Source organism: Paraburkholderia aromaticivorans, assembly GCF_012689525.1.
In the GTDB taxonomy this organism is placed as follows: domain Bacteria; phylum Pseudomonadota; class Gammaproteobacteria; order Burkholderiales; family Burkholderiaceae; genus Paraburkholderia; species Paraburkholderia aromaticivorans_A.
On the sequence record NZ_CP051515.1, the window covers coordinates 2,959,770 to 2,973,434 of the forward strand.

Below are 13,665 nucleotides of genomic sequence, written 5' to 3' on the forward strand. Positions count from 1 at the left end.
GGGTAGTCTTTAACGAGCACAGATGTCATCTGCCGGGTGCGGCCTCGTAATTGACCGGCACCCAGTCATACGTGTGGCCGTTTTTTCTGATGTGCCCCAGGCCCGGAAAGGCAACGTGCGCGGCGCCGATCAGATAACGTTTGTTGGCTGCGAGTTCGAACGCCAGGCGGCGCGAGCGCTGCGCATCGGCGGCGCTGGTGTCGTATTCGACCGAAGCCGCCGGGTTCCGCAACTGGATCGCCGCGACGTGGAAGATGTCGCCCCACACCAGCAGATCCTGCGATTCGCTCTCCACCAGATAGCCGGTGTGGCCCGGCGTATGGCCGGGCAATGCGACCGCGCGAATGCCCGCGTCGAGTTCGACGTCGCCGCTGAACGGCTTGAAGCGTCCGGCCGCGACATACGGCGCGACAGAGGCGCTTGCGGCGTCGAAGAAGGTGCTGAGAAAAGCCGGTGCTTTCGACTTGTTGGCCGGGTTCAGCCAGTAGTCGGCTTCAAGCTGGCTCACGCGTACGACCGCGTTCGGAAACGCCATCTGACCGTTCAACACGATGCCGCCGACATGGTCCTCATGCAGATGTGTCAGCAGCACTTCGTCGATCTGCTCGGGCTGATAGCCGGCCGCGCGCAAGTTGTCGAGCAGCTTGCCGCAGCAGTCGCCGTACAGCACGCCCGCGCCGGAATCGATCAGGATCAGCTTCGAACCGGTGTTGATCAGAAACGCGTTGATGGAACCTTGCACCGGCGCCTGCAGAAAATCGCGTTGGAGATCGCGCGCGATTTCGGCTTTCGACACGTCCTTCACGACCGTGTCGATTGGAAACGGATGCGTGCCGTCGAGCAACGCGGTCACTTCAAAGCCGCCGAGCATGATCCGGTAAAAACCCGGCCCCTGCGTCTTCACCTGAGGCGCGGCGGCGAACGCGGAAGCGCTCGCCATACTCGCCACCAGGCTCAATACGAACATGCACCCCATGCCTGCATGCATCGCCCATTTGCGCCGTATCCACTTCATGATCGGATCCCTGGTGTTCTTCGTGAGGATGCTGAAAAGCATAGCGGCCACCTGCCCGGCAGACTCGCTAATTTTTATTAATCCTCCTGAGTAGTCACCGTCGCGGGCTGGCTCAGATACGCATGAATCTGCGCGACGACCGCTGCGCCGTCGCCCACGGCGGCGGCCACGCGTTTAGCGGATTCCGAGCGCACGTCGCCCACCGCGAACATGCCCGGCACGCTGGTTTCCAGTGGATATCGCGCACTGGCTTCCGAGAACCCATGCTCGCTGCGCGCGAAACCGGTGACGACAAAGCCGCGGTTATCCAATTCCACGCCGCTCACGTCCAGCCAATCCGTCTTCGGGTCCGCGCCGATAAAGAGGAACAGATGGCGCGACGCCACCACTTCGTCCTCGCCGTCGTCTTCGTGCCGCACATGCAGATGCGTGAGTCCGGCTTCGTCGCCGTCCAGCGCGCGCAGTGTGCAACCGGTGCAAAGCGTGACGTTGGGCAAGGAGCCGATCCGGTCGATCAGATACTTCGACATGCTCGCGTTGAGGTCCTTGCCGCGAATCAGCACGCGAATGCTGCGCGCGAAGTTGGCGAGGAACACGACCGCCTGGCCGGCTGAATTGCCGCCGCCCATCAGCACTATGTCCTGGCCTTTCACCAGCTTCGCTTCGATCGTCGACGCCCAGTAGTACGTGCCGCGTCCTTCAAAGCGCTCGAAGCCGGGCACCGCCGGCTTGCGGTACGCGGCGCCGCTCGCCACCACGACCGTGCGTGCGTTGATGCGCTGGCCATCGAGCAGCGTGAGCAGGAACATGCCTTCGTTGCGGCACACCTCGGTGACCTTGCCGGGAATCGCCAGATGCGCGCCGAACTTCAGCGCCTGCTGGAACGCGCGCGCGGCAAGTGCCTGCCCCGAAATGCCGGTGGGAAAGCCGAGATAGTTTTCGATGCGCGAACTCGCCCCCGCCTGGCCGCCGGGCGCTCTTTGATCGAGCACGGCCACCGACAGTCCTTCCGTCGCGGCATACACGGATGCCGCGAGTCCCGCCGGTCCCGCGCCGACGATTGCGACGTCGTACACATGCGATTGCTCGAAGGTCGGCACGAGTCCGAGGCACGACGCGAGTTGTACCTCGTCCGGTGCGCGCAGCACGTTTCCGTTCGGACAGAACACCAGCGGAAAATCGCCGGGGCCGGTGGTCATGCCGCTCAGCAGCGTGATGGCTTCGGGATCGGTACGCGCGTCGATCACCATCGCGGGATAGGCGTTGCGGCGCAGAAAGCCCTGCAGCCTGATGAGCCGCGCGTCGTCGCCATTGCCGACGATGATCGGCCCCAGCCCCTGCTCAATGAGCCCGAGCCGCCGCAGAATCAGCGCGCGCATGATGTGTTCGCCGAGTTGCGCATCGGCGACGATCAGCGCCCGCAAACGGTCCGGCTCGATTACGAGCGTCTCGGCGTCGGTCAGCGCCACGCCATCGATCAACGCGGGCTTGCCGGAGAGTTGCGCCATTTCCGCCATGAAGTGACCGTCTTCATGTTCCGTGACGAGCGTCGAGCGCCCGAAGCTGTCGCGCGAATAAATGCGCACGCGGCCGCGCAACAGCACGAACAGACCGAGCGCAACCTTGCCGGTTTCGAAGATCAGTTCGCCGGCCTTGAACGACATGGGCGTGGCAAAGCGTCGAAGGCTTTGAATCTCCGCGGGCGAAAGCCGCGGGAACATCTGATGCTGCCGGTATTCCAGCGACGAATACGGAAACTCGAGTTCGGACGGCGTCGCCGCTTCGACCTGTAGATCAGGCGTGCTCATAAAAATAACCTCTTCTGACACGCCTCGCTGATGACGTGGTGCCGATACGGCGTTACCAGCCGAACTTGAGTTCGGCGCCTACGTAGTCGGAATTGCGCGCACCCAGGTCGCGCAGCGACGGTCCGACCTGAAAATGCACGGCTTCGAGCGCGGCGGCGAGATTCGCGGTGACCGCATAGTCGGCGCGCAGCTGCGTGTAGAAACCGGTCCAGCGACTGCCGTGTCCGGCCGTCCCCGGCACGACCGCTGAGCCTTGCTGATACACGGCGTCGGCGGTGGTCTCGCGCCATTGCAGCCCCACGCCCGCGAGCAGCGACAGCTTGCCGTTTGGTTTGACGATGAGCGACGGCTTGACGTGAATCACGTTCGAGTAGCCCGTATAGCCGGCGAGCGCGAAGTAGTAGCCGTTCGGAAAGAGCGGATTGAAGGTGCCGATGCGGCCGTCTCCGGGATGCGTGTCGCCCGAGGCCGCATCGATCTGCAGACCGAGACGCGGCGTCCACGGCAGCGAAGCCAGCGTGTAGCCGGCGAGCGTGCCCACCGCCCACGCACCGATCGTCTTGCTGCCGACATGGCCCGACTGATACATCGCCTCCGCGTCCCAGTCGATGTGGTTGACCGACCCCGCGTAACGCGCGTCGAATACGTCGCGATGCTCGTCGCCAGTAGCGTCGAGAAAGCGCGCGTTGCTGCGGTTGTAGTGGGAGTAATAGGCGGACAGATCGCCCGGACCGACTGCCTTGCGCTCGACCCGCACGCCGCTGAACGTCAGGTCGCGATTGGAGACGTCGTCGAAATCCGAGTTGTCGCGGTACTGCACCGGCTGCGTCGCATAAGCGATCCAGCGCCACGGGCCAGTTTCATAGTCGGCCCAGATGGCGTCGAAGGCCTGGCGCACGTTCGGGCCGTCACGCACGGAAATGAACCGCTGCAAGTCGAACGCCATCTCCTGCCGGCCGACACGGAACTTGAAGGTGCCGGGTCCGAGCGGCTCGGTGATGGCAACGAACGCCTGGCGCAAGTCGAGCGGATTCTTGTCGACCGGCGTGACGCTGTCCTTGCCGAAAGGCCGCGCGTCCTCGAACTGCGTGAAGATCTGCACGTGCGGGCCGAGGCGCACATCCGCGTGAACTTCGAGCCGTTGCAGCACGTACGTGTCGTCGCGGCCCGAACCGAGGCCGAAGAGCGGCGCGTCGTTCATTTCGAGCCGCTCGCGCAGCACCATGCCGAGCGAAATATACGCATCGGGATTGCCGAACAGCGGAATGTATTTCAGCGAGTCGAAGGGCTTCTTCGGCACGCACGGATTGGCGAGCGCCGACCAGTTTTCCTGCCAGCGATTGAACATGACAGCCGGCCGCGCGCATGAAGTGCTTGCCGCCGTTGCCGCCGTGCTGGGCGTACCGGTCGTGCTGGTATCGTCTGCACCGCCGAGCGCGGTATCCGCCGCCGACGCCGGCAGCGCGGCCGCCAGCCCCGTGCTGATCAACAGCGCACGCGCCGCGCGCAGCGCCGAGCGCCGCCGCAACCGCCTGCGCGGCCGCGGCGTCCGCAACGCCTGCAAGGTCTGCATGAGGCCTGCTTTACTGGCCATCGTGCACTTCGGCGATATACCCGCCCGGGAATTCAAGCACCGCGCTCTTGCCCGCTTCGCTGCTGTACGGCTGCGACACCACCTTCGCGCCGGCCGCTTGCGCGCGCTCGAGCGTCTGCGCCAGATCGTCGACGGCATAGCCGGTCGTTTCGCGTCCGAACGGGAACGGCAGTTTGCCGTCCGTGACGAACACCACCATGCGGCCGAAGCCCGAGTTGATGCGGATTTCGCGAATCGTCTCGCCAGGACGGCCGATCACGCCGGCATCCGCACGCGGGTTATCCGACACCACCTTGCCATGCGAAAAATGCAGCCAGCGGCGCACGAAGTTGTTGGCTTCATAACGCGACACATACACGCGGTTATCCGGCACGCTGTGCAACGGCGCGTAGTTCGGCGCCTTGGTATGCCAATAGAGCTGCATCGTCAGGCCGCCCGGCCATTGAATGATCGCGTCCTTGCCGATTGGATCGTCGAAGCTATCGACCAGCACGTCGGCGCCCGCCGCGCGCGCCGCCTTCACCGCCCGGTCGATGTTGGTGACCAGATAGCCGGTCCGCTCGTTGCCGAACGGATAGGGAATCGGCGTTTCGAAGCCGAACACCGACAGCATGCCGACCGGCGTCTGCACATACTGCGACGCGGTCTTGCTCGGCGTCGGCGTCACCGTGAACACCGCGCGCGGCGATGCCTTGCCGCCGAACGTAGCGAGAAAGCTGGTGACGAACGCGTCGAGATCCGCCGAGGCGACGTACACGTGGGTCGTGTCGTACTGCGCGCCGACCGAGACGTCGGGCATGCGCGCCGCGAGCGCGGTCTTGCCGCTCGGGACTTCCGGCGGGCCGTTATCGGCGAACGCGGACGAGACCGGCGCGAGGCCGATCAGCAAGGCTGCGCAGAAAGCCGCAATGGGACGAAAGCGTTGAAGCGATGTGAACATGTGATTACCCAATCGTGTTAGCAATATCTGAATGGACGGCCTGCAGGATCAGCCGCCCTCTTTTGTCGCGCCGGGCGTGGCCGGCTTTTGCGCCGAGCTGCCCTGCTGCGGTTCGGCGACCTGAACCGTGGTCGCCTGCGCGAAAAACTGCGCCTTGACGACCGGTATCGCGTGCTCGCCCAGCACAATCCCGAGCAGGCCGGCGAGCGCGATCAGCGGCGGCGCCGGCGACTGCACCTTGAGCAGCCAGTAGAGAAGTCCGATGCCGATGCCGACTCCCAATGAAATGATGTAGCCCATTCTGATGTCCTTTTCGATGCTCACTCGCGGCGAACCGCGTCAATTCGCCCAGTCCGAACCCAGCACCAGCCCGCAGAAATTCAGCCGGCGATAGTTCGGGTCCCACCGGTCCAGCACGTCGGCATTCACAGTGCCGAACGTTGTCTCGGGACGATGCTCCATGCCGCGCGCGTAGGCTTCGATGATCTTCTTCTTGAAGCCGGCTTCACGCGGACAGGCCTGCACGATCTCGTCGCGCTGCTGCGCGGTGAATTCGTCGTAACGGGCGCCACGAATATCCATCTGCACGCCCGCGCTCAGCAGCGCGACGAGCGGCGAAAAATGCTCAGGAATGCCCGGCGTGGTGTGCAAGGCGATCGCCGCCCAGACCTCGTCGATCGCGCCGGCGGCGGCGCCGTACTGCAGCATGAAGTCGCGCGCCCCGTTCGCGCTGTCCACCTCGTAGCGATACGGGGAACGCTGATGTTGCACATTCAAACCGACGTTGTGAAACAGCGCGCTCACGTACAGCAACTCCGCGTCGAACATCAGCTTGTCGCTCATACCGGTCAGCGCGCCGAACAGAAACGCCCTAAGCGCGTGATGAAACATCAAGCTGGACTCCGTGGCCCGGATCTGATCGGTTGCCGCCCGCGCCAACGGACTGTCGGGAATGTCGACTCCCGCAATGGTCTTCTTCATGTCATCTCCTCCCTATCCGACATCCGCTTGCGGGCACGCATCGCCGACCGACCGTTCAGTGCAGCGTAGCGAATTAACCTCATAAAGACTTTGGCGAATCCTTAAAAAGACTTAATCGATGAGGCACGGCTCGCACTCCGCTCAAAACGTGAGTTCATGGATGCGCCGAACGCCGTCGCGAATCCATTGCAGCAGACCGCCGGAGCTTGGGTCGGCGTCGTCCGGCGACGCCAGCAGCAACTTCGCCGTTTCATGGTGTTCGGACAGCAGCCGGCACATTTCGCGTCCCACTTCGGGACGCCGCGCGAGAATCGGCGTCAACGCGGCCTTGTCGAGCTGGAACACGGTGACGTGCGTCATCGCATGGACGATCACGCCGGTTTTGATGCCGGCCAGGATGCCCGACTGGCCGATGGAGTCACCCGGCGCGAGCCGGCGCAGTTCGACCTCGCCGCTATCCTTCGGCACGGTGACCTTCGCCACGCCGCTCGCCAGAATGTGCAACGCGTGGCCGCTTTCGTCGGCCGCGCTGTAGATGGTTTCGCCGATGTCGAACTCATGGCGCGTCAGTTTCGCGGCCAACTCCGCGATCCCGCTGTCGTCGAGCGTCTGGAAGATGAGCACGCTGCGCAGCAGGCGCTGCTTTTCATCCGTGGCCTCGTCGTTCACGGGTTCGGGCACGGACAATGGGTGCAGCACCACGCCGCGCGATAGCAGATGCCGGTGCGCGAGATCGAATAGCTCGTTGCGCACTTCGTTCTTCTTGCTCAACGAATCGACAAAGCAAACGATCTCGTACTCGATCGCGTCATTGGTCGCCCGCCGCACACTGACGACCGGCTTCGGGTCCGCGAGCACGTTCTCCGAACTGGCGGCCGCATTGACGAGGGCCTGCAACACCGTGGCGGGCCGCACCGACGGCTTGACTGGCAGCAGCACGCTGATACCGTGCGTATGCGAAGGCTGGTTGGCGTTGACGATATTGGTGCGCGCCGCCACGCTGTTGGGAATCACGACGAGGTTGCCCTGCCCGTTGAGCAAGCTGGTCGCGCGCCAGTTGGTTTCCACCACCTTGCCTTCGACCTCGCCGATCGTCACCCAGTCGCCGATCGAAAAAGGCTCCGTCGCGTTGAGCACCACGCCCGAAAACACGTCGTTGAGCGTGCTCTGAATCGCGAGACCGAGCACGATCGCGAGCGCGCCCGAGGTCGCAAGCAGGCCGCGCACCGGCAGTTCCAGCACGAAGGCAATCGCGCCGACCGCGGCCGCGAGAAACACCAGCGCGCCGAGTACGTCCTGAAACAGGCGCTCCTTGTGCCATGTCTCCGGCACCACGGTGCGATCCAGCACGATCGTGACGAGCCGCGCGCCTTGCAGCCACCACACCACCTCCAGCAATTGCGCGAGCAGATGGCGCACCGGCTCGTCCGGCCACGGCGCCGCGCGCAGCGGATTCATGCCGTAACTGAACAGCACATAACTCGACAAGCCGAACATCAGCGCGCGCAGTGCAAGACGTCCCTTGTCCGTTTTACGGGTCATGAAGCGCCAGGCGAGGAAATCGAGAACCAGGATGCCTAGCCCATACAGCACACCATCATTCAGGGTCGGCATAAAGGTTCTCGCTGGCCTCGTGGCACAAAGCGGTGAAGGTCAGAACGCGAAACAGCTACATCCCAGCGCGCCCCAGAAGCCGTTCGAATCGCTGACCGGCACGTTCTTGCGCCACGCCCAGCCGTGCGCGTGGGCATGCACGCCGCACAGATTGACGCAGCCGTCCACGCACGCCACCGCGGTCGGTTTGTAACGGCTGTAGCCGCCGAACTCCGCCACCGGCGACCACGACGGGCTGACCGGCAAATCGGGCGGCGCGAGCGGCGCGAACTCGTCGTCCGCATAGACGACCTTGCCGCCCACCACCGTCATGGCCGAGGTCAGGAACTTGATGCGGTTTTCGTCGACCGTGAAGTAGTCTTCGCTGAGCACCGCGAAGTCCGCGAACTGACCGGGCACCAGCGCACCCTTGCGGTCTTCTTCGTTCGAGAACCATGCGCTGCCCACCGTATAGCGGCGCAACGCCTCCATCCGGTCGAGCTTGTTCTCGCTCGAATACATCGACGTGCCGCCCACCGTCTTGCCCGACACCATCCAGTACAGCGAGACGAACGGGTTGAAACTCGCGACGCGCGTCGCGTCCGTGCCCGCGCCGACCGGTAGGCCGGCGTCGAGCATGTGGCGGATCGGCGGCGTGCGCTTCACCGCCTCTTCGCCGTATTGATGGATGAAGTACTCGCCCTGATACGCCATGCGGTGCTGGATCGCAATGCCGCCGCCGAGCGCGCGCACGCGCTCGATATTTTTCTGCGTGATGGTCTCGCAGTGATCGAAGAACCAACGCAGTCCGTTGAACGGAATTTCGGCGTTCACGCGTTCGAACACGTTCAGGAAGCGTTCGATCGATTCGTTATACGTCGCATGCAGACGGAACGGCCAGCGGTTCGCCACCAGCAGTTTGACGACGGCTTCGAGTTCGTCTTCGAGCGAGTCGGGCAGATCCGGACGCGGTTCGAGGAAGTCTTCGAAGTCCGCGGCGGAAAACACCAACATTTCGCCGGCGCCGTTCACGCGCAGGAAATCGTCACCCTCGCCAGGCTTGGTCATCTTCACCCACTTGGCGAAGTCCTCGATTTCCTTCTTGGCGTTCTGCGTGAACAGGTTGTAGGCGATACGCACGGTCAGTTCGCTGTGCTTCGCCATGTCCATGATGACCGCGTAGTCGTCCGGGTAGGCCTGATAGCCGCCGCCCGCGTCGATCGCGCTCGTTACGCCGAGACGGTTCAGTTCGCGCATGAAGTGGCGCGTGGAATTGCGCTGGTCTTCCAGCGCGAGCTTCGGACCTTTCGCGAGCGTCGCGTACAGCAGCCCGGCGTTCGGCCGCGCGATCAGCATGCCGGTCGGATTGCCGCGCTTGTCGCGCTGGATCTCGCCGCCGGGAGGATTGGGCGTGTCTTTCGTATAGCCGACCGCGCGCAAGGCCGCTGCATTCAGCAGCGCGCTGTCGTACAGATGCAGGATGAACACCGGCGTATCCGGCGCAATCGCATTGATTTCTTCGAGCGTCGGTCCACGGCGCTCGGCAAACTGGAATTCGTTCCAGCCGCCCACCACGCGCACCCATTGGGGCGCCGGCGTGCGGGCCACCTGCTTGCGCAACATGTCGAGCGCATCCGCCAGCGACGGCACGCCGTCCCAGCGCAACTCCATATTGAAGTTCAGGCCGCCGCGAATGATGTGCAGGTGCGAGTCGTTCAGCCCTGGAATGACCGTGCGGCCTTTCAGATCGACGTGGCGCGTGGCGTCGTTGGCGTGCCGCATCACGGCATCGCGCGAGCCCGCGGCGACGATGCGGCCGTTCGCCACGGCGAGCGCATCGGCGAAGGAGCGCTTGTCGTCCTGCGTGGCGATCTTGCCGTTGAAGAAGACGACCTCGGCCGGCGTCGGCGCGGAAGGTGTGGAAGTCATGGCGATCCTCATGGGAGAGCGCTCCGGTTTGCACGCACGGAGCTATTTCCGGGCGAGCCCGGAAATCGGGAAACAGGGAAGCCTGGAGGCGCACTGTCGGTGCGCGCCTTCTATCGAGCGTTCGAACAGGTGCCGCGGCCGGCGTAAGCCTGGCGGAAATGCCGGCCCACGGTCGCCGAACGGCGCGGCATCCATCCATACGGTTTGGCCGGCGTCATGCCATGCCGATCGCGCTGAATCAGCCCGCTTCGCTCGCGTGCTCGCCGAGAATCGACTTGGCGTAACGCACGCCGATGCCATAGGCGCTGTGCGTCTTCAGGATGTCCATGCAGCCTTCGTACGTTTCGCCGCGTGCCCAGTCGCGTTGCAGTTCGAACATGTACTGGAACGAGGTCATCGGCACCGCGCCGGCCTGGATGATGCGTTGCACCGCGCGTTCATGCGCTTCCGTGGTGATGTCGCCGCACGCGTCGGTCGGCACGTAGATTTCGTAGCCTTCGGCGATCATCTGGATGGTCGGGAACGACACGCACACTTCCGTCCACAGGCCGGCGAGCACGATTTTCTTGCGGCCGGTCGCCTCGATAGCCTTGCGGAAATTCACGTCTTCCCAAGAGTTCATCGACGTGCGGTCGATCGGCGTGTACTCCGGAAACACCGATTGCACTTCCGGCACCATGTCGCCGCTGAACGACTTGGCGGCCACCGTGGTCAGGATCGTCGGGACTTTGAAGAGCTTCGAGGCCTTCGCGATCGCCTGGACGTTGTGCAGGATAGTGGTGCGCTCATGCGACGTCGTTCCAAAGAACATCTGCGGCTGGTAGTCGATCAGGGCAACCGCACATGAATCGGGGGTCAAGAGTTCTTTAGGCATTACGGGCTCCGTATTGAATGGACAAAGCAGTCTGAGAGACGTGCCGTGCTCGCTCGAACAGCGAGGAAAACTGAAACGAGTCTATCGACGGCGCTTCGCGGAGTCCTTGTGGAAGTCCTTAATCCTTCTTAAAAATGATGACGGCGCAGAGTTGGCGGCGCCCCGGCAAGCGCTTGTGCGATGTGTCGCCGGGCAGCGGCAGCCTGCGCCGGCGGATCGGCGCACGGAAGCAATCGCATTCAGAACAATTAAGTAATCTGAAGTTCTCTACAGTGCCTCGCACCGTACGATTAAAACTGCGATGTCACGTCATGCATCGTCATGACGGGACGTCCTTCAACATCACAAGACTGGAGAGAAACTTTGGCTAGCCCATCTGGAATTCCGTCGGCGAATCGCCGCCAGCTACTCGCCGCGGGCGCCGGTGCAGCCGGCGCGGCAATCGCCGCGATGGCCGCGCCGGGCGTCGCGGTGGCCGCCGCGGCGGCCGGCGGCGGCAGCGCACACGCAGGCAATGCACCCCACTCACAGCATGGAGAGCGTCACAGGATGAACACGGTAACCACGAAAGACGGCACGCGAATCTTCTTTAAAGACTGGGGCACCGGCAAGCCCGTCGTCTTCTCGCACGGCTGGCCGCTCGACGCCGACGCGTGGGACGCGCAAATGCTGTTTCTGGTGCAGAAGGGCTATCGCGTCATCGCCCACGACCGCCGTGGCCACGGCCGCTCGGATCAGCCGTCGCACGGCAACGACATGGACACCTATGCCGACGACCTGGCCGCGGTCATCAATGCACTCGACCTGAAGGGCGCGACGCTCGTCGGCCATTCGACGGGCGGCGGCGAAGTGGCTCATTACATCGGCCGCCACGGCACCGCGCGGGTGGCGAAGGCGGTGTTGATCGGCGCCGTGCCGCCGCTCATGCTCAAGACCGAAGGCAATCCGAACGGCCTGCCGATGTCGGTGTTCGACGGCATTCGCGCGAGCGTGGCGTCGAACCGTTCGCAGTTCTACAAGGACCTTGCCGTGCCGTTCTACGGCTTCAACCGGCCGAATGCGAAGGTCTCGCAAGGCACGATCGACGAGTTCTGGCACGAAGGCATGCTCGGCTCGATCCAGGGCCAGTATGAATGCGTCAAGCAATTCTCCGAAGTGGACTACACCGAGGACCTGAAGAAGATCGACGTGCCCACGCTGATCCTGCACGGCGACGACGACCAGATCGTGCCGATCGACGACTCGGCACGCCTGTCGGCGAAGCTGGTGAAGAACGCCACGCTGAAGGTCTATCCGGGCGCACCGCACGGCATGTGCACGACGGAAGCGGACAAGGTCAACGCGGATCTGCTCGCGTTCCTGCAAAGCTGATGACGGCCAGCGCGCCGGCATGTGGATGAATCCACGCGGCGCCCGTTGGATTCGTTGTAGACGCGCGGCGCGGTAGCCTGGCGGATTCACTTCGCGGGGCGCCACGCCGCGTTGTCTTTGCCGGCTCGAATCAGTCCATCCAATATGGGCCGCCAGCGTTTTAGCTCTGCGCTTCCACTCCCTGCCGAATGCCAGCTTCAGAATTTCCACACCACATTGATATGTGTTACGCCAATATGTCGGCGCAAAAATAAACCATTTCGACAAGATCGACAAAAATAGAATCGATTGTCGCCAATGGCCGGCGGCGCGCCGCCAAGCCTGACCGCCCAAGGCCCACAAGTCCGCTGCGTGCAGGCGCACGGGCGGTCGCCAGCCTGCCGATTCAAATGTTTCTTTCTGCCCATGATTAAAGCAGCAGGCATTTAACTCAGCACTTTCACATTCTCGGTCGATTAAGCCATAATGACGCTTGCTTACATTTTTTAATTTTCAGGTAAATTGCTGAAAGCAGTGCGACCGCTGCGCGACGATCGAGGTGACCCATTATGTTGAACGCCACACTGACCGCCACCACCGCCCCGGCCGCACGATCCAAGGACTCGCTGGGCTGCCTGTCGAACCATCTTGGCCGGGATCTCGAACTCGACACCGGCGAATTCAAGTTCTATCGCAAGGGCACAGTCGACGACAAGCCAAGCGCGGTCGCCATGCACGGTTCGGATCGCGGCTTCCTGATCGGCGTGTCGCTGAAGCCAGGACACCGGCGGCGCATTTACTCAGCGCACCGCTGGACGACCCACGACTTCGACCAGGGCAGCGTCTATATTCGCGACTTCGCGGACGACTACAAAGCCGATCTGCAACGCGGCTTTGATTTCGTACTGATCGAACTCTCACGCGCGTTCATCGCCAATGCCTGTTACGAACGCAACGGTTCGAATGTCCCGTGCCTCGCCACGCTAGCCGGTCGCAACGATCCAACGCTCGGCCATTTTGCGCAAATCCTCTCGCTCACGCTGGATCGGCAGAGCGAGGCAAGCCCGCTCTTTGTCGAGCAGTTGGGCGTCACCATCGGCACGCACTTGCTCGATCAATACGGCGACACGGCGTGTTCATCCTTCAGCAAGACCCGGCGCCTTTCGAGTTTGCAGGAAGCGCGCGCCAAAGACATGTTGCTCGCCAAGTCGCAAGGCAACGTGTCGATCGAAGAGATCGCCAACGCATGCAACCTCTCGCGCAGCTACTTTATTCGCGCCTTTCGTGAAACCACGCATCGCACGCCGCATCAATGGCTGCTTGAGCGGCGCATCCACCGGGCCCGCGATCTCCTGAAAAATTCGGACTATTCCCTTTCCGAAATCGCCATTGCATGCGGCTTCTCCGACCAGAGTCATTTCACGCGGACCTTCTCGCAACTGGTCGGCACGCCGCCCGGCACATGGCGCAGACAGGCCGCCGGCTAAGCGGCCGTACCGTTGAACAAACGGCGCTGAACGCGCCGCCTGCCTCTTGGCCGATGCCGGTGATGCAACCGGCGAGCGGTCTTTGCGCGCGCCG

11 protein-coding genes are annotated in these 13,665 nt (G+C 63.3%); 2 read left to right on the forward strand and 9 right to left on the reverse strand.

The window, feature by feature from the left end:
* Window positions 1-25: 25 nt before the first annotated feature.
* From HF916_RS25095 to HF916_RS25135, 9 genes are all read right to left on the reverse strand, one after another.
* A complete protein-coding gene (locus HF916_RS25095) occupies window positions 26-1,015 on the reverse strand; it encodes an MBL fold metallo-hydrolase (RefSeq protein ID WP_206001949.1) in 990 nt (329 codons plus the stop codon).
* A gap of 77 nt (window positions 1,016-1,092) precedes the next feature.
* Window positions 1,093-2,823 carry an FAD-dependent oxidoreductase gene (locus HF916_RS25100; protein ID WP_168791465.1) on the reverse strand — a complete coding sequence of 577 codons (1,731 nt, stop codon included), beginning with the start codon at window positions 2,821-2,823 and terminating at the stop codon, window positions 1,093-1,095.
* A 52-nt stretch (window positions 2,824-2,875) separates the two neighbouring features.
* Window positions 2,876-4,417 (reverse strand): alginate export family protein, encoded by a 1,542-nt coding sequence (locus HF916_RS25105; protein ID WP_168791466.1) that lies wholly within the window; start codon window positions 4,415-4,417, stop codon window positions 2,876-2,878.
* Window positions 4,407-5,357: a VOC family protein gene (locus HF916_RS25110; RefSeq protein ID WP_168791467.1), complete on the reverse strand. Its 951-nt coding sequence runs from the start codon at window positions 5,355-5,357 to the stop codon at window positions 4,407-4,409. Before HF916_RS25110 ends, HF916_RS25105 begins: the two co-directional genes overlap by 11 nt.
* Before the next feature lie 48 nt (window positions 5,358-5,405).
* A complete protein-coding gene (locus tag HF916_RS25115; protein WP_168791468.1) occupies window positions 5,406-5,657 on the reverse strand; it encodes a DUF1427 family protein in 252 nt (83 codons plus the stop codon).
* 39 nt (window positions 5,658-5,696) lie between these two features.
* On the reverse strand, window positions 5,697-6,338 hold the full coding sequence (locus HF916_RS25120; protein WP_168791469.1) for a phosphohydrolase: 642 nt from the start codon (window positions 6,336-6,338) through the stop codon (window positions 5,697-5,699).
* A gap of 141 nt (window positions 6,339-6,479) precedes the next feature.
* Entirely contained in the window at window positions 6,480-7,952 is a 1,473-nt protein-coding gene (locus HF916_RS25125) for a mechanosensitive ion channel family protein (RefSeq protein ID WP_168791470.1), read from the reverse strand.
* Window positions 7,953-7,991: 39 nt separating this feature from the next.
* Window positions 7,992-9,860, reverse strand: coding sequence for an amidohydrolase (locus HF916_RS25130; protein WP_168791471.1), 1,869 nt, complete (start codon window positions 9,858-9,860; stop codon window positions 7,992-7,994).
* A 238-nt stretch (window positions 9,861-10,098) separates the two neighbouring features.
* Window positions 10,099-10,734 carry a hydrolase gene (locus HF916_RS25135; protein WP_168791472.1) on the reverse strand — a complete coding sequence of 212 codons (636 nt, stop codon included), beginning with the start codon at window positions 10,732-10,734 and terminating at the stop codon, window positions 10,099-10,101.
* A 549-nt stretch (window positions 10,735-11,283) separates the two neighbouring features.
* Here HF916_RS25135 and HF916_RS25140 point away from each other — a divergent pair.
* Entirely contained in the window at window positions 11,284-12,105 is an 822-nt protein-coding gene (locus HF916_RS25140) for an alpha/beta fold hydrolase (protein WP_206001950.1), read from the forward strand.
* A gap of 548 nt (window positions 12,106-12,653) precedes the next feature.
* Window positions 12,654-13,571: a helix-turn-helix transcriptional regulator gene (locus HF916_RS25145; protein ID WP_168791474.1), complete on the forward strand. Its 918-nt coding sequence runs from the start codon at window positions 12,654-12,656 to the stop codon at window positions 13,569-13,571.
* Window positions 13,572-13,665 lie beyond the last annotated feature (94 nt).